This window comes from Pedobacter sp. 05T44, from assembly GCF_056395985.1.
This window is the reverse complement of sequence record NZ_JBFTKO010000018.1, coordinates 30,952-50,481: the sequence shown is the minus strand read 5'-3', so window position 1 is coordinate 50,481 and position 19,530 is coordinate 30,952. Positions and strand designations below refer to the sequence as shown.

At 40.0% G+C, this 19,530-nt stretch carries 18 protein-coding genes; 5 read left to right on the top strand and 13 right to left on the bottom strand.

The annotated features are described in order from the left end of the window. Positions 1–42: 42 nt before the first annotated feature. The 12 genes from AC1DDK_RS21885 to AC1DDK_RS21830 are packed head-to-tail and all read right to left on the bottom strand — an operon-like array spanning position 43 to position 11,294. Complete coding sequence (locus tag AC1DDK_RS21885; protein WP_172661943.1) at positions 43–1,254, bottom strand: lytic transglycosylase domain-containing protein; 1,212 nt, start codon at positions 1,252–1,254, stop codon at positions 43–45. A gap of 43 nt (positions 1,255–1,297) precedes the next feature. Further along, the gene (gene gatA, locus AC1DDK_RS21880; RefSeq protein WP_172662415.1) at positions 1,298–2,728 is read right to left on the bottom strand and encodes an Asp-tRNA(Asn)/Glu-tRNA(Gln) amidotransferase subunit GatA; all 1,431 of its coding nucleotides are present in this window, start codon (positions 2,726–2,728) and stop codon (positions 1,298–1,300) included. A 40-nt stretch (positions 2,729–2,768) separates the two neighbouring features. Continuing rightward, positions 2,769–2,972: a Sec-independent protein translocase subunit TatA/TatB gene (locus AC1DDK_RS21875; protein ID WP_048903583.1), complete on the bottom strand. Its 204-nt coding sequence runs from the start codon at positions 2,970–2,972 to the stop codon at positions 2,769–2,771. Between the two features lie 10 nt (positions 2,973–2,982). After that, a complete protein-coding gene (locus tag AC1DDK_RS21870; RefSeq protein WP_477634053.1) occupies positions 2,983–3,375 on the bottom strand; it encodes a Sec-independent protein translocase subunit TatA/TatB in 393 nt (130 codons plus the stop codon). A gap of 58 nt (positions 3,376–3,433) precedes the next feature. After that, positions 3,434–4,708 carry a murein hydrolase activator EnvC family protein gene (locus AC1DDK_RS21865; protein ID WP_172661945.1) on the bottom strand — a complete coding sequence of 425 codons (1,275 nt, stop codon included), beginning with the start codon at positions 4,706–4,708 and terminating at the stop codon, positions 3,434–3,436. Positions 4,709–4,728: 20 nt separating this feature from the next. Beyond that, a complete protein-coding gene (gene lolB1, locus AC1DDK_RS21860; RefSeq protein ID WP_172661946.1) occupies positions 4,729–5,511 on the bottom strand; it encodes a lipoprotein insertase outer membrane protein LolB1 in 783 nt (260 codons plus the stop codon). Then, positions 5,489–6,862 (bottom strand): tetratricopeptide repeat protein, encoded by a 1,374-nt coding sequence (locus AC1DDK_RS21855; protein ID WP_172661947.1) that lies wholly within the window; start codon positions 6,860–6,862, stop codon positions 5,489–5,491. The genes lolB1 and AC1DDK_RS21855 overlap by 23 nt, the downstream gene beginning before the upstream one ends. Before the next feature lie 6 nt (positions 6,863–6,868). Continuing rightward, entirely contained in the window at positions 6,869–7,300 is a 432-nt protein-coding gene (dut, locus tag AC1DDK_RS21850) for a dUTP diphosphatase (protein ID WP_172661948.1), read from the bottom strand. 2 nt (positions 7,301–7,302) lie between these two features. Continuing rightward, positions 7,303–8,826 (bottom strand): oligosaccharide flippase family protein, encoded by a 1,524-nt coding sequence (locus AC1DDK_RS21845; RefSeq protein WP_172661949.1) that lies wholly within the window; start codon positions 8,824–8,826, stop codon positions 7,303–7,305. Beyond that, the gene (locus tag AC1DDK_RS21840) at positions 8,827–9,105 is read right to left on the bottom strand and encodes an acylphosphatase (protein WP_172661950.1); all 279 of its coding nucleotides are present in this window, start codon (positions 9,103–9,105) and stop codon (positions 8,827–8,829) included. 15 nt (positions 9,106–9,120) lie between these two features. Further along, entirely contained in the window at positions 9,121–10,080 is a 960-nt protein-coding gene (locus AC1DDK_RS21835; protein WP_288882732.1) for an NAD(P)H-dependent flavin oxidoreductase, read from the bottom strand. A 35-nt stretch (positions 10,081–10,115) separates the two neighbouring features. After that, positions 10,116–11,294, bottom strand: coding sequence for an amidohydrolase family protein (locus tag AC1DDK_RS21830; RefSeq protein WP_172661952.1), 1,179 nt, complete (start codon positions 11,292–11,294; stop codon positions 10,116–10,118). Positions 11,295–11,389: 95 nt separating this feature from the next. On the opposite strand from AC1DDK_RS21830, the gene AC1DDK_RS21825 reads away from it, so the two are divergent. The 5 genes from AC1DDK_RS21825 to AC1DDK_RS21805 all read left to right on the top strand — a co-directional run bounded on the left by AC1DDK_RS21825 (position 11,390) and on the right by AC1DDK_RS21805 (position 16,480). Next, positions 11,390–12,079, top strand: a complete 690-nt coding sequence (locus AC1DDK_RS21825; RefSeq protein WP_172661953.1) for a helix-turn-helix transcriptional regulator — start codon at positions 11,390–11,392, stop codon at positions 12,077–12,079. 85 nt (positions 12,080–12,164) lie between these two features. Then, positions 12,165–12,662: a DinB family protein gene (locus AC1DDK_RS21820; RefSeq protein ID WP_172661954.1), complete on the top strand. Its 498-nt coding sequence runs from the start codon at positions 12,165–12,167 to the stop codon at positions 12,660–12,662. Positions 12,663–12,816: 154 nt separating this feature from the next. Continuing rightward, a complete protein-coding gene (rluF, locus tag AC1DDK_RS21815; protein ID WP_288882734.1) occupies positions 12,817–13,863 on the top strand; it encodes a 23S rRNA pseudouridine(2604) synthase RluF in 1,047 nt (348 codons plus the stop codon). A gap of 85 nt (positions 13,864–13,948) precedes the next feature. Next, positions 13,949–14,998, top strand: a complete 1,050-nt coding sequence (gene rlmN / locus AC1DDK_RS21810; protein ID WP_288882735.1) for a dual-specificity RNA methyltransferase RlmN — start codon at positions 13,949–13,951, stop codon at positions 14,996–14,998. Between the two features lie 102 nt (positions 14,999–15,100). Further along, positions 15,101–16,480, top strand: coding sequence for a hypothetical protein (locus tag AC1DDK_RS21805; protein ID WP_288882737.1), 1,380 nt, complete (start codon positions 15,101–15,103; stop codon positions 16,478–16,480). A 266-nt stretch (positions 16,481–16,746) separates the two neighbouring features. Here the strand turns inward: AC1DDK_RS21805 and AC1DDK_RS21800 are convergent, their stop codons facing one another. Beyond that, positions 16,747–19,512, bottom strand: a complete 2,766-nt coding sequence (locus AC1DDK_RS21800) for a PAS domain S-box protein (RefSeq protein ID WP_288882739.1) — start codon at positions 19,510–19,512, stop codon at positions 16,747–16,749. Positions 19,513–19,530 lie beyond the last annotated feature (18 nt).

Below are 19,530 nucleotides of genomic sequence, written 5' to 3'. Positions count from 1 at the left end.
CAATTATGAACAAAATGAACAGGAAAATAAACAAACTGAACGCTAGCTTTTCAGTCGACGGGGGGTGTCATCATCGGTATGTGCACTATACACTTTTATTTTCTGTCCCGGAACAATCGTTAAACTTCTTAATTTATTCCAGACTTTAAGATCCTGAACTTCAACATGATATTTATTGGCAATCTCTCCCAAATTTTGTCCGGGTTTAACTTTATGATAGAAAAAGACCGGTGTTGATTTCGCATTCCTTACCGGTCGACGCTCTTCATTTGAAGCCAGTACCACTTTCATGTTGGTTTCTGTCTCAGGGTTCAGCACCTCGTAGATTCTGGCAAAGTTAGCCAGGCTCACTTTTGGAACAATCACACGCTTCGGCATCGATTCTGTTCCGTTAACGATCTTCTTCTTGTAAGAAGGATTTAACGTGCAAAGCTCCTCTTCATCCATATTCAAAGCGCTAGCTAAAGTAGGGATAGAAATAAAACGATTAACCTGAATAGTATCTGTAATCTTGATATAAGATGGTCGCTGTGAACTAATATGGTGTTTATCTGAACACTTCATTACATACACAGCAGCAATAAACGCAGGCACATAATTTCTTGTTTCGGTTGGCAAAAATCTTCTAAGCTCCCAGAAATCAGTGGAGTTGGCTTTCTGCATGGCCCGCTTCACATTTCCCATTCCACAATTATAAGCGGCAATTGCCAGAAGCCAGTCCCCCAACTCTTCATAGGCATCTCTGAAATAGGCTGCCGCAGCATAACTTGCCTGTATAGGATCCTTTCGGTCGTCAACAAAATTATCCATATTTAAGCCATACTCTCTGGCAGTACCAAACATAAATTGCCATAATCCGGTAGCACCAACTCGTGAAACTGCATGTGGGTTCATAGATGATTCTATGATCGGCAGGTATTTGATCTCCTCCGGGATGTTAAGGCTTTTAAGTGCTCTTTCAAAAATCGGAAAATAGTAGTCAGACATGCCCAGCATTCTGCCCATCATTTCCTTCCTTCCGCTATAGATGTCTATGTACTTCTGTACGTATTCATTGTAAGTAAGCGGAACAGTCTTCTCAATAGAATCTAATCTGTTCTTGTAGTTGTAATTATAGTTATTAAACAGGGGCGTTTCATCAACCTCAGGTACTGAAGCTGTGTCATTCAAAATTAAGCCATGTTGTTGGGCTGATGCTGAAAAGCTAATTAATGCTAAAATGCAATAGGATACGAAGTGTACTTTTATTTTCATAGGCATTTCATTCTGCTTCCAAGGCTTTTCTAAAAAAACCTCCTTAGTTTAAACTATCATTTAAAAATGTTTGGGACAAGGAAAGTAGTTCTTCCTCCCTAAAATGTTTGGTCATCAATTGAATACTTAACGGCAAACCATCATCATTATTGCCCAAAGGTATTGCTACCGCCGGAATCCCGGTTAAAGAGGCCAATACAGTAAATATATCTGCCATGTACATCACCAATGGGTCATCTATATTATCACCAATTTTAAAAGCTGGTGTTGGCGTTACAGGAGTTAAAATCACATCAAACTCCTTAAGCATCTCTTCCATTTTCTCCCTGATCAACCTTCTTACCTGCTGTGCTTTTTGATAATATGCATCATAATATCCGGCACTTAAAACAAAGGTTCCCAACAATATCCTTCTTTTCACCTCTTCCCCAAAACCCTCTGCTCTTGATTTTTTATAGAGTTCATTTAAACTCCCGGCTTCCAGGTTACGGTGACCATAATGCACGCCATCATACCGGGATAAATTAGATGAAGCCTCCGCCGTAGTAAGCACATAATAGGCCGGCACCAGATAGTCCAGCAAATCGAACGACACATAATCTACCGTATGCCCCTGAGCTTTAAATCGCTCAATGGCTTTCAATATCGAATCCTTAATTGCAGGATCCAGTGCTTCGCTTTCCAGGGTTTCCCTGATCACTGCAATTTTCTTTTTTGTCCCATTGCCCAAGGCTGCAGCATAAGCAGGTACTTCTTTTTTAGAAACGGTGCTATCATAATCGTCAGCTCCGGCCAAAACCTCTAACAATACTGCCGCATCACTAACTGAAGATGTAATGGTACCTACCTGATCAAATGATGAAGCATAAGCAATTACACCATATCTCGATATACGGCCGTAAGTTGGCTTAAAACCAATACATCCGCAAAAAGCAGCTGGCTGTCTAACAGAGCCTCCGGTATCAGTGCCTAAGGCCGACAGGCACAAATCTGCCTGAACTGCAACTGCCGATCCTCCTGATGATCCTCCCGAAACCCTTTCAGTATCTGCAGCATTACTTACCGGACCATAATAAGAGGTTTCATTAGACCCGCCCATAGCAAATTCATCACAATTTAACCTGCCAATAATAACAGCATCTTCACTGATCAGTCTTTCCACAACGGTAGCAGAGTAGGGAGATACAAAACCTTCAAGCATCCTGGAAGAAGCAGTAACCATATGGTCTTTATAAGATATATTATCTTTTATACCAATTACCATCCCCGCAAGCTTACCCGCAGTTCCATTATCGATTTTTTTCTGTACAAGCTTCGCCTGCTCAGAAGCCGAATAAAAAAACACCTCATTGAATGCATTGAGGTGTTGATGAGCTTCTATTTGCTTAAAATAATAATCTAACAACTCAGGTAAGCTGAGCTTTTTTTGACCAATAAGAGTTTGTATCTCTGTTAAGGAGCTATACTTCTTCAAATTCAAGAATACATTAAGATTAAAAATTAGGTTCTAAAACCTATAACGGTTTGTTGGTGCGGTTTCTTTCAACCGGTTCATTATCATCAACTCCGTCTTTACCATCTTTAAATTCTTTAATGCCTTTTCCCAGACCTTTCATTAGTTCCGGGATCTTTCTACCTCCAAAAAGCAAAAGTACTATTACAAGAATAACGGCTATTTCCATGCCACCTAACGCGGCTGATATCGTTGTGTTTAACATGATATTTTAGTTAAAGTTTAGTTTTATCTGTTTCTATTTTTGTGTTCTCTGTATCGTTATTCGCAGCAACAAGGTCCTGCTTTTCAAAATCCGATGAACCCCTGCTCTCCTCTACAACCTGTGCTTGTGKCTCCGKAGTAGTTTCAGAAGGATGATGACGATTGGCATTGGTGTCATTAATAACCGATTCGATATCATCAACAATACCTACGGAATTTATGTTACGATGGATTTCTCTTTTAACCCCTTCTGAGGCATCTTTAAAATCTCTGATTCCTTTCCCCAAACCTCTTGCTAGTTCTGGTAATTTTTTACCTCCAAATAACAAAAGTACCACCGCCAGGATGAGCATAATCTCGCCGCCACCCATGTTCAGGAATTCTATTAACGTCCCTCTATACATTTTCTTACTGATTTATAATTAATTAATACAAATATAAACATTTATAATCCACAATATCCTATTTTGCTATCCATGCTTCAGGATTCTGCGCTGCCATCCCTCTTCTGATCTGGAATTGCAGCTGAGGTGTACCTTCGGTTGTACCCACAGTACCTATTGTTTGTTTTGTAGTCACTTCCTGGTCTTTAGATACACTTACCGACTTCAGGTTCTGGTAAACCGTGAAATATTCACCATGTTTAATCAGCACAAAATACCTACCATATTGCTCCATAACCGTAGTAACCTTACCATTAAATACCGCACGTACAGCAGCTCCTTCAGCAGTTTCAATATTTACACCATCGTTGGTATAAGATGCCTGCCCTTCCATATGTCTTCCAAAACGTTCCGTAATTGAACCGGTAGCAACAGGCCATGGCAGTGAGCCACGGTTACTTTCAAATTGTGATGATAGCCTTGCAGCTTCCGGTGTTGCCGTCAGATATCCGCTGTTTGTTTTTGCTTTTGGCGCAGCGGCAGTTGGAGCAGGTTTATTTTCTGCTTTTGCCTTGGCGGCGGCAGCTCTTTCAGCGGCCAAACGCGCCTCTTCTGCCTCTCTTCTTGCTTTCTCTATCTCCCTTGCAATTGCTGCGCGGATATTTCTATCCAGCTGGGCAGATATTTTTTTCCGCGTTGCGATGTCTTGTCTATACTGCTTCTCTTCCCTGCTAAACTTATTCAGTACCTGAGATTGTTCACTCTTATTCTTGCCAAGCTTATTTTTCTCCTGCTCCTGTTCATGCAAAAGATTGCTCTTCTCCTTAAGGTTTCTATCTAAAATCACGATCTTATAATTAAGATCCTTCTGCTTACCCTGTATATAGTCGGCCTGTTTTTTACGGTACTGGCCAAACTGCTGTAAATACTTAATCCGCTTATATGCCTGATTAAAGTCACTTGCCGCAAAAATGAACATCATCTTATCATAAGAGTTCCTGTTCCTTTGCGCAAACCTGATCATACTTGCATATTCTTTTTTAAGCTGCCCCAGCTGTCCTTTTAAATTATGAACAACGTTCGTGTTTTCATGAATCTGATTGTCAAGATTTTTCATCTCCGAATTGATCACAGAGATTTTGCTTTGCATTAAGCCAATTTTGGCATTTAGTGCATTGATCTGGCTTAAAGTAAGCTTTTTGTTCTTTGCTGCTTTATTTGCATTTTTCTGCAACAAATCAATTTCGCGCTGTATGGCTTCTTTTTTTCTTTTCAACTCTGCACTACTTTGTCCGAAAACAACAGAGGCAGATAGTAAAAATAAGAGGAGTAAAAGTAATTTGTTTAGCTTCATTGCATCAAAAGTATAAAAAATCAGTTTATTACCTCATACTTATTTGGAACATTAAACGGAAATTCAAGAGCAAGATTGCTTTCAATTTTCGAAAAGTCCAAATTGATATTAATTCTTTTATCCCCGGCCATAGAGTTAATTTTCAGATTAGTGGGAAAAAGAGCGCCATTAATATTCTGATATTCCCCGTAAACAACCCGCAAAGATCTTCCGGAAGCAATATCATTTAAATTGTTTTCATTAACCTTTAACAAGGTATTAAAAATCACTCTGTAAGCCAGGCCTTCATTTACGCCACTAAGGGTCCAAACGCCGTTTTCCTGTGCTACCAGTGTCTCATCTCTAAAGAAATCTTTAACCGTATTTCCAGAGAAAATAGCTTGTAACAGCTCAAAATTAACCTGTTTATTGGTATAAGTATGTACGTAATTAAAAGGCTTCTTTAAATAAACCCCCTGTAAATTATTTCTGACCTTAATACTATCCGGAGTAATTAATGCCCTTGCCACTTCGATACCTAAAGCGGTAATACTTACCCAGATTTTTTTATTTTTCTCTATCCTGATGTTCATGTTCACATTATTTGTGTTCCCATTGATATCAAGACTAGCCTTTGCTTTAAGCGAAAGCGTACTAAAAGAAATATCCTTCGCTTTTAGCACCGTTATCGTTTCTGATCTCTTGTTGTCAGCCGGAGTTTCCACTACCTTTGGCGGCTTAACAATGGCTTTCTTGGTTTTACAAGCCATTCCCACCGAAACAAGAGCAACAAACAGCAAGCTATTGAATATATTTCTTCTCATTAATCTTCTTATTTAACTTCTCTGAATTACTTCCGGCGCTTTTGGCCTTCTTCCACTGTGCCAATCCCAAATCTTTATCACCCTTCAGAAATAAAACATCACCATAGTACTCTATATATAACGGATTTTCTGCATCCAGTTGCAATGCTGTTTTGATATTTGTTAACGCCAATGCATTTTGGTTGTCATTTTGAAGGGCCAATGCCATGTAATAATATAAAATAGCTTGATTCGGATAAACCGACAAAGCATCATCAGCAGTTTTGATTGCATCCTTATATAAACCAAGCGAAGTCTGTATATTCAACATCTGTTCCCATACTGCATAGAGCTGATCGGTCATCTTTAATACAGATTGGAACTGTGTCAATGCGCCCTGCAGATCTCCTTGCTGATAAAGTACATCACCGTATAAAGCAAAAACTTTAGGATCATCCGTATGAACCTTCGTTGCAATCATTGCCAGTTCAGCAGCAGCATCCACCCTTAACTGATCTTTCTTGCCACCCAAAAGCATCACTACAATTTTAACTTTTTGGTCAACAGGCATCATAGTGTTTCCAAAAGCCTTTTTTAGAGATATCTGTGCTTCTGTATTATTCTTTAAGGCACTATAAACGTCAGCCATCGCCAGATCCACCTCAAAATTATCCGGTTCCAGTTCTTTTGCTTTCTTAAGTACTGCCAAAGCTTCAGCGTTCTGGTTTTTTTGTATCAATACCCCACTTGTATATAGCAAGCCCTTAACATCCTTTACATTTTCAGCTAGGATCTTCTCAACTTCTTTCTTATCAAGCCCGTCATCTTTCCCCATACTCGCGCGCTGCCTGGCTTCGGTTAAAGCATCTGAAGGTCCGAACTTCTTTTCCAGTACATCATACCCTTTCAAAGCGGCGTCTTCTTTACCCGCTAGAAGCAAAGCATTGGATTTATCAAAATAATAAGAGTCTTCATCAGGAGAAAGCGCAATTAACTTATCAAAAACGCCAACCAGATTATCCATATCTCCTTTTCGCTTATAAAGCTCTGCCAATAATTTCCAGAACCAAATGTTATTAGGACTCAGCGCAGTAGCCTTTTTAATGGCCATTTCTGATTCCATCAGTTTATTTTGTCTGAAATTCAACGTAGCAATCTCAAAATAAGCAGCAGAATTGTCAGGATCGATCTTCAACAACTTATCAAAGTTCTCAGCTGCCTTCGGATAATTTTCATTTAGCTTTTCCTTTAAACCTGCAAAGAAKAGTGTTTTTATAGCCATGCTGTCCGTTGCAGAAACCACAGGTTCCTGGGCAAACACCGATGTGCTGCCAGTAAGCAATATCATTAAAAACCACTTACCTCTTCTCATAACAAATTATTTGCCTGTATGCCCGTAACCACCAGCTCCACGCGTTGTATCGCTCAACTCGCCTACCGATTTCCAGCTTACCTTTTCATGTTTTGCAATAACCATTTGGGCTATTCTATCACCATCATTCACCACAAAATCTGTATCAGACAGATTAACCAACAACACTTTCAGTTCACCGCGATAATCTGCGTCAATAGTACCCGGCGAATTCACAATACTGATTCCATGTTTATAAGCGAGGCCACTACGTGGGCGTATCTGCGCTTCATAACCTACAGGAAGTTCAATATGTAAACCTGTTGGAATCAAAATACGTTGTAAAGGTTTAATCGTAATATCAGTTTCTATAAAAGCGCGAATATCCATACCTGCAGCATGTTCAGTTTCATATTGAGGCAATGGATGTCCGGAATTGTTTATAATGTTTATGTTCATTTTTAGTTCTTTTTTAATAGCGCCATCAGTTCTTTTTTCTCCGCATAAAATGCAGCCAAAGCAAACAATATCAGCAACCCATTACCGATAAACATGTTCCTGTTAAACACACTAAATGAGATAAAAACGATTACTATGGCGGCAACAATATAAGCTAAATTCTTTTTTATTTGATAAGGAATGGGATAATTACGCTGTCCCCATAGATAGGACATTACCATCATACCTGCATAAGCGACAAATGAAATCCAGGCTGATGCCATATAGCTATATTTTGGAATAAAGATCCAGTTCAATACGATAGTCAGCACCGCACCGATACCTGATATGTACAAACCATATTTGGTCTGGTCAGACAATTTGTACCAAACCGACAAGTTCATATAAATACCCAAACTAAGGTAACCAAATACCAATGGGGGGACTACTCCCAGTCCAGACCAATAGATGTTTTGAACCACATGATTGTTAACTACGCGAGTTTCCGGCCCTACAATTATCGTAGCCAGAATATTTACGTTGGCCACCAGTGCCACTGCTATAATCACCACCGTAATTACAAAATAATTCATAATCCGCGCGTAGGTCTCTTTAGCATTTTTATTTTTTGAATGATTGAAAAAGAAGGGCTCTGCTCCCAACCTAAAGGCCTGTACAAATATGCTCAGGAATAATGCAATTTTTGCACATAAACCGTAGATGCCCACTTCCTGATCACTGATGCTGGCAGGCAGCATATGCTTAAGCATGGCCTTATCTAGTGCTTCGTTAATGATAAAGGAAATGTTGGCGATCAGTACTGGCCAGCTGTATACAAACATTTCTCTAAACATGCCCAGGTCAAACTTCAGCTTGAGCTGCAAAATCTCTGGTAATAGTAAAAATATGGTACACACGCTCGCAATCACGTTCGATAAAAATACATAACCTACCCATTTGGGTCTGTACCAACTTGCCATCCATTCCCCCCCAGGCAGCTTGTGGCTAATGATCATCGGAATGAGAAATAGGAAGAACACATTAAAGAACACAACGATAAAAATATTCAAACACTTTATTGTTCCAAACCTTATCGGCCTACCTTCGGCACGAATCTTCGCAAAAGGAATTACACAAAAGGCATCCGTTATCAGGATCGTCAGGAAACACTTTACATAGAAAGCATAATCTGCATGATCTTTAACATCTCCAGTCTGCATAAAATCGATAATGCTGTTTAAAAAAAGTAAGGAGAACAACAAAAATACAATAGAGATGGCGATCACTGCCCCAAAAGCATTGTTATAAACCAATTGCCTGTTATCATTCTTTTTCTGCAGATACCTGAAAAAGGTAGTCTCCATCCCAAAAGCCAGTATTGGATTAATAATAGCAGCATATCCATACATGGCCGTAAAAATGCCATTGCCACCAACCGGCAATGCTCTCGCGTAAATGGGCGTTAATGCAAAGGCAATCATCCTGGAAAGGATTGTACTGAGGCCATAAATAGCCGTATCACCAGCAAACTTCTTTAATACCGACATCTACTTCTTAATGATTTCAAAATTCTGATAGTTTTTCACCTCACCGGGTGTAACCGCTACATTTTCAATTTTGGCCCGGTCTGGCCCCTCATTGCACCATTCTACAAAAACTTCAAGTAAAGTATCATCACCCTCTGCTTCCAGATATAATGAACCATCTTTTTCATTCCTTACCATACCTCTAATGCCCATCTGATCAGCAACAGCCTTAGTGGTAGCCCTGAAAGATACCCCTTGCACCTTTCCTGTTATTTTAATATCTATATGTTTCGTTTCCATGTAAACTTTAAACCTTTAACGGTAATCGCTAAATTCTAATGCGCTTAACCTATTTTTTTCTTCTAAAAATTCTGACCAAATACTGTGTAGTATAACTGCTGCCGGCTTAATATCTTGTAGCATGGCCGATACCTGGCCTATTTCCAACTCGCCCTCATCCATATTTCCTTCAAACATACCCAGTTTAGCGCGTGCCTTTCCCAGAAGATGCTTCAATGCCTCAACACTTGCACCTTCCGACTCTGCTTTGGCTACTGCGTCTGCAAATTCATTTTTCAATAACCGTACAGGGACCAGTTTTTTCAGCGTCAGCTTAGTATCTCCCTCCATTGCCTCTACTATCCTATGTTTAAAACTGGGATGAGCTGAAGACTCCTCGGCAACAGCAAATGCCGATCCTATTTGCACCCCTTCGGCACCCAATGCAAAAGCCGCAAGCATTGCCCTGCCACTTCCAATCCCCCCGGCAGCAATCACCGGAACTTTAACCACAGCTTTAACCATGGGGACTAAACACATTGTCGTCGTTTCTTCTCTTCCATTATGCCCACCTGCTTCAAACCCTTCGGCCACAATGGCATCTACTCCGCAAGCCTCTGCTTTTAATGCAAATTTTGTATTGGCAATAACATGCGCCACCGTAATTCCCTTTTCTTTTAAAAACCCCGTCCAGCTGGCAGGATTTCCTGCCGATGTAAATACCACTTTTACCTGTTCAGCAACGATAATATCCATTACCTCCTGCACATTAGGATAAAGTAACGGAACGTTTACCGCAAATGGCTTTGACGTCGCCTTTTTACACTTTTGGATATGCTCCAGCAACACCTCAGGATACATAGACCCGGCGCCAATAATGCCCAACCCGCCTGCATTAGACACTGCAGAAGCCAACCTCCATCCACTACACCAAACCATGCCGGCCTGGATGATTGGATATTGAATACCAAAAAGAGATGCAATTCTATTCTTCATCAAATGCAAAGAAAAGACATTTATCTAAATAAAACTTAAAACAATCTTTCTACTCTTGATCCCAGCATTATTATCCCGCTTATCTCTTCAAAATCAACAAGGTTTATGCCCGGCCTTTTTCCCGGCTCCAGACTACCGTAACGCTGTTCAACCCCTAAAAACTCAGCCCCGTTAATGGTGCCCCATTTTAAAAGATCATCAAAGTCAATTCCAAAATTGATTTGCAGGGTCTGCATCTCTGCAAATATGCTCAGCCTGTTGTTACTGGCTAAACTATCTGTCCCCAGCGTAATTTTAACCCCGGCAGTCCTCAGGATATCTACATCCGGGAGTCTGTTTTCTATATACAAATTCGCATTCGGGCAAAGGCACCAATATAAATTAGGATGATATGCTTCTGCAAATTCAACATCTGCTTTTGAGGTAAAAGTATTATGTACCAACAGTGTTTTCTGTTTACCAGATAACAGTGGTAAAAATGTTTGTAAAGATGTTTTACCAGAGGCTTCATAAAAGTCAATATCCAGGCCCAGAACTTTATACAATTCCAAAAATCCCCCTTCCTTGCGCTCAAAAAATAGGTTTTCATCTTCCGTTTCCTGATTATGAATGCTGAGCAGCTCACTACTGGTTTCACCATTACTACGCAGCTCTTTAAATAACTCAGCCGAAACTGAATATGGGGCATGCGGAACAATTGAGACCTTAAGGGGATCAAACTTCTCCTTAAATTCAAGTGCACGATTTATAGATTCTTTTGCCGTTAAGGGATTAAAACCCATAACTTCCAGGAAAGTATGGTAATAAATAGGGCTTCCAAGCTTGGTTCCCCTTGAAATGATCTGATTCGAAATATCACCAACAGCAACTATTCCATTCTCAAACATTTCCCTGTCCGCTCTCAGCATGGCCAGATCCAGCGCATCTTCATCAGATGTCCTCAATTTCATTATGGCTTGGACAAAACCCAATAACCCGGTACGTGTTTCTATCTGGCCTTTTAGATGCGACAATTCCAAATGGCAATGTGTATTCACAAATCCCGGCACTAATAAGCCCTCATAATGGGTTATGTCCTTTATTTTCTCTTTCCCGGCTTCCTCAGGCGTTAAAACACTGGTTATTGTACCATCAATTTCAACTCCTATCACCCCATTTTTTATTGGGGGGCTAACCACAGGAAATACGTAAGACGCAGATATATAAGAAATCATAACTACAAAGAACGGATAATAAGCGCAGAAATCTATAAATTAGTACCCGCTAAAGCTATTTTATATCAATTTGCAAAACATCAACAAGCCTATAAATGAATCGGATAGACAGACTTTTTGGAATACTTGTCCTACTTCAGACAAAAAAATATGTTACAGCCGACAAAATTTCGGATCAATTTGAGATCAGCATCCGTACCGTTTATCGCGACATTAAAGCACTTACTGAACAGGGAATTCCAATTAGCTTCGAGCAGCCAAAAGGCTACTTCATTGTCCAGGGATACTTTCTCCCACCCGTATCGTTTAATTCTGAAGAAGCCAATGCTTTATTAATTATGGAACGTCTGGTTTCCGGCTTCACCGATCAATCTATTCTTAAACATTATACCACTGCCTTAAATAAGGTCAAAGCGGTATTGCGCAGCAATCAGAAAGAGAAACTGGAACTGCTGAACAACAACATGATACTGCAACTGCCCGATTCAATAAAAAATGAATTTGAATACCTTTCGGCCTTACAAAACGCCATTTCCTCGCAGTGCATCATAGAAATTGCATATACAAACAACAAAGTGCAAACCACTAAAAGGGAGCTGGAACCAATTGGACTCATATTTTATGCATTCAGCTGGCATTTAATCGCATGGTGCCACCTCCGCTGCGAATACCGTGATTTCAAGGTATCCCGAATTGAGTCCGTAAAAAATTTAGAAATCCCATTCCGAAAAACCGAGCACATGCAATTAAGTGAGTATATGAAGCTCCTTCCAGTCAATTATTAAAATAAATTTTCTTTCTCAAAACAGACTGCCATAGGGTTGTCAGTTGCCCTCATTTACTTTGTTCTACAAAACAAAAAACAAAGTTATGAGCAGAATTAAAATGTATTTAAAGGAACTGGAACAAGAGGCTTTAACCACGCGCAAAATGTTGCAAAGAGTGCCAACTGATAAGTTTGAATGGCAGCCACATGAAAAAAGCATGACCATTAAGCGACTGGCCACTCACATTGCGGAACTGCCAACCTGGATTACAATGGCCATCAAAACCGACGAGCTTGACTTCGCCGATAACCCTTATCAACCTGCTGATGTAAATACTACTGAAGAATTACTGGCTTATTTTGAAAGTTCACTGGCCGATGGCAGATCTGAGCTTAAAGAAGAAAACGAAAGTCTTTTAGATAAGGACTGGACCTTAAGAAATGGACAACAGATTTATAGTGTTGAACCTAAAGCAGATGTAATCCGAATGAGTATTAATCAAATTATCCACCATAGGGCTCAACTAGGGGTGTTTTTAAGGCTTCTTAACATCCCAATTCCAGGAAGTTTTGGTCCCAGTGCTGATGAAATGGATTTTTAAAATGATTTGCTTTATTTTAAAATGGGGTCATTTTGTGATCAGAATGACCATGCTTTTCTTCCTAAAATAAGTTGCTTAAAAATATTTTGATAGCATATTTGGTTATAAATTGATTCCTTTGTAAAAAAGAAATCAATTTATAACTCCAATATCCATGTCTGATTCTAGCATCCGATTAAATAAATACATTAGTGAAAGCGGTTTATGCTCCCGTAGAGCGGCCGACAGATATATTGAGCAAGGCAATGTATTTATCAACAGCAAACGGGCTAAGGTTGGCGACAAGGTCATCTTTGGAGACATTGTTACGGTTAACGGACAGACTATTGAACCTAAAGAGGTCGAGAACTCTGTTCTTATTGCTTACAACAAACCTGTTGGCATTACCAGTACTACTGAGGCTGGTGTGAAAAGCAATATTGTTGACCATGTAAATCATAGTGAAAGGGTATTCCCGATCGGGCGTCTGGATAAAGACTCTCAAGGCTTAATCTTCCTTACCAATAACGGCGACCTGGTAAACAAAATACTCAGAGCAGGTAACAATCACGAAAAAGAATACATAGTTACTGTAAATAAACCTATTACTGAATCATTTTTAACCGGCATGGCCAAAGGTGTACCGGTATTGGGCGTAATGACCAAAAAATGTAAAGTAACTCAGGAAAGTCCTTTTGTATTTAAGATCATACTGATTCAAGGGCTAAACCGACAAATCAGACGGATGTGCGAGCATTTTGGTTTTGAAGTAACCAAGCTGGAACGTGTTAGGATCATGAACATCAGTATAAAAGGCATTCCTGTTGGCGAATGGCGCGAGCTCACCCCAGCAGAGCAGACTGAGATATTTAACATGGTTGCAAAATCAAGTTCCGAAAGTGCCGCTCCTAAAAGAGTAAATAAAAAACCTAAAGCCAGGGCAGAAGAAGATTTATCCGAAAATGTAACTCCAAGAAAATCTTCAGGCAAACCTGGAGGCCCTAAAAAACCTAATAGCAAGGCATCGTCAGGTACGGTAAGCAGAGCAGATCGTCCCGCTGGTGGCAAAGGTAAATCAGCACCAAAATCTGCCGGAGGTTTCAAATCCGCTGCTTCAAGTACTGACTGGAACAAAAACAACGGACCAAGCAAAAGACCGGTAAGACCAACAAAAGGCAGATCCGGTGCCCCGGCTGCAAAAACCAGAAGTCCCAAACGCTAATAGTTGCTGGTTTCAGCTACCCTCCGCGTTGAAATGAATTATCAATGACGGGGAAAGAATATTTTTTAGGTAGCTTTGCAACCAAATGCTTACTACAAAGAAAACTGATATACGTTCATTAAACCTGGCGCAGCTGCAACAGCACTTTACCGCCATGAAAGAACCTTCTTACAGGGCCAAACAGGTTTACCAATGGCTTTGGGAAAAATCAGCACGCACATTTGCAGAGATGAGTAATCTTTCCAAAGAGCTTAGAATTAAGCTTGATGAAAATTATGCCATCAACGTAGTGGAGGTTAACAACTCTCAATTCAGTAATGACCATACCATCAAAAATACATTCAGGCTATATGACGGCAACATTGTAGAAGGTGTTTTAATTCCAATGGACGACCGCATGACCGCTTGTGTAAGCTCTCAGGTTGGCTGCAGCTTAACCTGTAAATTCTGTGCAACAGGCTATATGGATCGTAAACGTAACCTCAATGCTGATGAGATTTATGACCAGGTAGTATTAATTGACCAGCAGGCTAAGCAAAATTACAATGCCCCATTGACAAATATCGTTTACATGGGTATGGGTGAGCCCCTGCTTAATTATGCCAATGTATTAAAGTCGATAGAGCGGATCACCGCTCCCGATGGCTTAAATATGTCGTACAAGCGAATCACCGTGTCTACAGCAGGCATCTCTAAAATGATAAAAAAATTGGGTGATGATGGCGTTAAATTCAATCTTGCCCTGTCATTACATGCTGCCAATGATAAAAAGCGCAATGAGATTATGCCTATCAATGAGCACAATACCCTAAAAGCGCTTGAAGAAGCATTAAAATACTATTATTCCAAAACCAAAAACGCAGTAACCTACGAATACATTGTGTTTAATCACTTCAATGATGAAATTGAAGATGCCATGGAACTTGCAAAGTTCTGCAAACATGTTCCCTGCAAGGTTAACCTGATTGAATACAATCCGATTCAGTTTGCTGATTTTGTGAATGCTGAAGGCGATAAAATCGATGCGTTCTCTAATTACCTGAAAAGCCAGGGCATCACCACAAATATCCGACGCAGCCGCGGTAAAGATATTGATGCGGCTTGTGGTCAGCTCGCCGTAAAACAGCAAAATTAATCATCAGGTCCAGCCACTTAAATCCTAAAAAGGGAAAAACTAGCGAATGAACTTAATTAAACATCGCTGTCTTTGCATAATAAATTTATCTAAGTTTGTTAAATGCGTTTGTCTCATCTGTTTTTTGCGTTCCTTTTCCTGGCATTTACGGCCTGCCGTAAATCCGAAGGAATAACTACGGATGCTAAAGCAAAGCTCTCTTTTTCTACCGACACCCTCCTCTTCGATACGGTATTTACTGCTGCAGGATCTACCAATAAACGGATTAGGGTTTATAACCCAAATGTAAAAACGGTTAACATCAGTGAAATCAAACTCGGTGGTGGTGCCGGCTCTAATTTTAGCCTCATCATAAACGGACAATCTGTTAACCAGAAATCCAACCTTCAAATTGACGGTAAAGATTCTATCAGTATCTACGTAAAGGCTACCATTGATGCAAACAACCAAACAGAACCATTTATTGCGCAGGATTCCATTGTGTTCAATACAAATGGGAACCGGCAATCTGTTGCACTTATAGCTTACGGACAAAATGCCGTTTTTTTAAACAACCAAACCATCACGTCAAACACCACTTGGAATAGTGCGCTGCCTTATATCATCTACAAATCTGTAACGGTTGCCCCACAAACTACACTAACAATCCTCCCCGGCACCAAAGTGCTTTTTCATGAAAATTCAGGAATGAATATTAAAGGAAAACTGTTAGCGACCGGCACAGCCACCAATCCCGTTTTATTTTCGGGAGACCGAATGGAAGGCATGTATGCCGAGGAACCCGGACAATGGCATGGTATCCATTTTTATAGCAGCAGTTCCAATTCAAAACTCCATTACACCCAGATCAAAAATGCAGTAATAGGCGTCACTGTCGATTCTCTTTCCACAAATAACACACCCAAACTAGTACTTACCAATAGCATCATAAAGAACATGACCATTGCCGGTCTTGCAGGCTACAATGCTGAATTGGATGCATTTAACAATCTGTTTTACAATGCCGGTCAATATCTTTTGTATGGTGTTTCCGGAGGAAGATATAACCTCAAGCAAAATACATTTGCCGGCTACAATACAAAGTTATCGCGCAGAACACCATGTCTGTATTTCTCTGATGCAGGGAGCGGATATCCCTCAAAAAATTTAAAAATCCTGCTGGTCAATAATATCATTTGGGGAAGCTTAACTGAAGAGTTTCTTGTTGATAAAAAAAGCACTGCAGCTATCGAAACGGAACTGAGCAACAACGCGATTAAAACGATGCTAAAAACCTATGAGGGCAGTTTTAATCTGTTAAATATTGATCCCGGTTTTATAGATCCCATCAAATACAATTTTCTGCTTCAGAACAATAGCGCTGTATTACATAAAGGCCGCGATTTAAGTGCCGACCCTGCTTTTAATCTTTTCTTAAACAAAGACCTTAATAACGGGCCCAGAACATTCCCTTCAGAACTCGGGTGCTACCAGCATAATTAAAAAAAAACACCTCAATTATAACAATTTCAAGATAAGGTCGTTTATGTTAATGAGAGCGTTAATTTAGATGGTAAGGGTCGGTATTCTTAATAGAAATACCGGCCCTTTACTTTTTTCACTTTTTATTGTCAAATAAGTCTTTTATTTTTTGGCAATTAAGAAATAATTCGTTCCTTTGTTACGAGAGCGTTAATTTAAGGGTCGATAATTCCATGCAAATGGACTATCGGCCCTTTATCTTTTACAGCAAATCCAATTCAATTTTACTACTTAGAGAAGTTTATAGCGATAATATTCTTTATTTCTTCCGGCTTAAATGGCTTCAATATATGCCCATTCATCCCGCAAGCTTTGAACTTGCTATTTTCATCCTGAAGTGTAGATGCAGTAAGCGCAATTATAGGAATGGTTTTAAAATACTCATCATCCAGCTCCCTTATAATACTTGTGGTCTCAAACCCATCAATACCTGGCATTTGAATATCCATAAAAATAAGGTCAAAGGTTTTTGTCATTACCTTCTCAATGGCTTCCCTACCATTTCTGGCAAATTCAAGGTCAAATCCCCATTTACTAAGTATGCGGTTTGCAATCAGAATATTAATTTCATTATCATCAACAACCAATATCCTTTTTCCAATAAATGAGGCCGGCGGTTCTACTGATTTAACAAGTCCGGTCTTTTGTGTCGCTTTGCTAAATTGAATATCGAAAGAGAATTCGGTCCCTTTTCCTTCCTTGCTTTTTACTTTAATGTCCGACTTATATAACTTTAGCAGCTTTTTGGTAATGGCCAAACCAAGACCTGTGCCTCCATACTTCCGTGATATATCAGTTTTAGCCTGAGTAAATGTTTCAAAAATGTATGATTGTTTATCCTCAGGAATTCCAATACCATTATCCTTTACCACAAAGCGCATCACCACAGCTTCTTCATTTTCGCTGACAAGCTCAATCTTTAATTCTATCGTCCCATAATCTGTGAACTTAATTGCGTTTCCAAGTAAGTTCATCAGGATCTGATACAATCTGGTCTTATCCCCAAGAATATTCACCGGAATCTGATCATCACATGCCAATGTCAGCTTGTCCCCTTTTTGCGCGGCATTAATTTGTAAGGAGTTCACAATATCGCAGGCCAGGCTTTTAATGTCTAATGGTATAGCTTCCAGTTCCAGATTACCGGTTTCTATTTTTGTAAAATCCAGGATGTCGTTAATAATATGCAAAAGGTTTTCCGCAGAAAATTTAAGCACATTCAGATCTTCCAGCTGCGATGCCTTAGGATCATTATCTATCAGCAAATGGGTCATCCCAATAACTGCATTTAATGGGGTCCTGATCTCGTGGCTCATTACAGAAAGGAACATCTCCTTCGCCTCACTCAGCTGCAACGCCTGCTCTTTAGCCTCGAGCAACTCATGCTCTATTTGCTTACGCTGAGTGATATCCGAGATCAGATCAATCTGACGTTCAAGCGAACCCTTATCATTTATAATTGGGGTATTGGAAACCGAAAGCCAGATAGATTGGCTGTCCTTGGTTTTGGCTTGTACCTCTATCTCATAAGATTCATTTTTCAGTGACTTTGCCCGGGAGCTTAAGATCAGCTCTTTATGCGCTTCGTCTTTAGAAAGCACATCGCCCAGTTCCTTGCCCTTCAGCTCGGCCAAAGAATAACCGGTTAACTTTTTAAGGGATTGGTTTATCCAGGTCGTTTTGCCTTCGGCATCTGAGATGTTAACTCCAGTATTGGTTTTACTGGCTACCAAAGACAGTACCTGCAGTTCTTCTTCTGCCTTTTTCTTTTCAGTAATGTCTATAATGATCTCCACCTCCATATCAACCTTTCCTTTATCATCCAGCACCACTGTATTGTAAATAGACAACCAAATGGGTTGTCCGTCTTTCCTATACGAAAGGAGGTCTACCGTAAAAGACCTGTTTTGTTTGATCAGGAGCCTTGCTTTTTTCAATAGCTCCAAATCCGTTTTGGGGCCAATGATCAAATCACCCAGGCGCTTCCCCTTCAAATCATTGATGGTAAATCCCGTGATCTTTTCAAAGGCATCGTTCACCCAGGTTACATGGTTATTGGCATCGCTGATCACCACCGCATTATTGATCTTACTGGCTACAAAAGACAGCCTTACCAACTCACTCTCTACCCGTTTATTTTCGGTGATGTCTCTTCCATAGGTATACCAGCGTCCCTGGCGGGCCACCATATTCCAGCTCAGCCAACGCAACTGGCCATGCTTGCTCTTTACCCTGAATTCTACATTGAATTCTTTAACCTTTTTCTTTAGTCCTTCTTCAATAATTTCCACCAACCTGCTGATGTCTTCTTTATTGCAAAACTTCCAAATACTTAGTCCTATAGATTCGGGAACCGTATAACCAAGTATACTGGTTACCGCATCATTTATAAACAGGATTTTACCTGAGTAATCTAAAATACAATGAATCTCTGGCGAAACTGTCGAAAGATTTAGCAGTTCCTCAAAACGATTGGTTTTGGCTTCCAGCTCTATTGTTTTTTTTCTTAAAGTAATATGGGTAATGGTTTCATTGGCAAGTGTTACCAAACCATCTTTCTGGTCATTGGTTAAGCATCGTGAGACTACATCAAACACTGCAATAACACCTATTTTAAAACCATTTTCATCCAGAAGTGGTGCGCCTGCATAGAAACGGACACCGGGTTTACCGGTAACCATAGGATGATCTTTAAATCTTTTATCGGTTAAAGTATCCTGTATTTCAAGTATCTCATTTCCTTTAATGGTTTCTGCACTAAAAGACACCTCCTTTGAAACGTCTCCATTGCCGATACCGATAAAGGATTTCAAAAAGAGCCGGCTTTCATCAACCAGAACAATAACCGCAATAGGTGCATTACATATTAAAGTAGCAAGCTTGGTAATATTGTCGAACTTCTCCTCTGAAGGGGTGTCCAAAATATTATACTCATGCAATACTTTAATACGCTCGCTTTCACTGGCAGACGAATCCCGGCTCTTCGATAACATTTAATTTACAACTCCCTT

What these genes read in the sequence shown, in the direction of transcription:
- AC1DDK_RS21885 (WP_172661943.1), bottom strand. Translation starts at nt 1,254, where the DNA reads ATGAAAATAAAAGTACACTTCGTATCCTATTGCATTTTAGCATTAATT.
- AC1DDK_RS21875 (WP_048903583.1), bottom strand. Translation starts at nt 2,972, where the DNA reads ATGTTAAACACAACGATATCAGCCGCGTTAGGTGGCATGGAAATAGCC.
- AC1DDK_RS21865 (WP_172661945.1), bottom strand. Translation starts at nt 4,708, where the DNA reads ATGAAGCTAAACAAATTACTTTTACTCCTCTTATTTTTACTATCTGCC.
- lolB1 (WP_172661946.1), bottom strand. Translation starts at nt 5,511, where the DNA reads ATGAGAAGAAATATATTCAATAGCTTGCTGTTTGTTGCTCTTGTTTCG.
- dut (WP_172661948.1), bottom strand. Translation starts at nt 7,300, where the DNA reads ATGAACATAAACATTATAAACAATTCCGGACATCCATTGCCTCAATAT.
- AC1DDK_RS21845 (WP_172661949.1), bottom strand. Translation starts at nt 8,826, where the DNA reads ATGTCGGTATTAAAGAAGTTTGCTGGTGATACGGCTATTTATGGCCTC.
- AC1DDK_RS21840 (WP_172661950.1), bottom strand. Translation starts at nt 9,105, where the DNA reads ATGGAAACGAAACATATAGATATTAAAATAACAGGAAAGGTGCAAGGG.
- AC1DDK_RS21835 (WP_288882732.1), bottom strand. Translation starts at nt 10,080, where the DNA reads ATGAAGAATAGAATTGCATCTCTTTTTGGTATTCAATATCCAATCATC.
- AC1DDK_RS21830 (WP_172661952.1), bottom strand. Translation starts at nt 11,294, where the DNA reads ATGATTTCTTATATATCTGCGTCTTACGTATTTCCTGTGGTTAGCCCC.
- AC1DDK_RS21825 (WP_172661953.1), top strand. Translation starts at nt 11,390, where the DNA reads ATGAATCGGATAGACAGACTTTTTGGAATACTTGTCCTACTTCAGACA.
- AC1DDK_RS21820 (WP_172661954.1), top strand. Translation starts at nt 12,165, where the DNA reads ATGAGCAGAATTAAAATGTATTTAAAGGAACTGGAACAAGAGGCTTTA.
- rluF (WP_288882734.1), top strand. Translation starts at nt 12,817, where the DNA reads ATGTCTGATTCTAGCATCCGATTAAATAAATACATTAGTGAAAGCGGT.
- rlmN (WP_288882735.1), top strand. Translation starts at nt 13,949, where the DNA reads ATGCTTACTACAAAGAAAACTGATATACGTTCATTAAACCTGGCGCAG.
- AC1DDK_RS21805 (WP_288882737.1), top strand. Translation starts at nt 15,101, where the DNA reads ATGCGTTTGTCTCATCTGTTTTTTGCGTTCCTTTTCCTGGCATTTACG.
- AC1DDK_RS21800 (WP_288882739.1), bottom strand. Translation starts at nt 19,512, where the DNA reads ATGTTATCGAAGAGCCGGGATTCGTCTGCCAGTGAAAGCGAGCGTATT.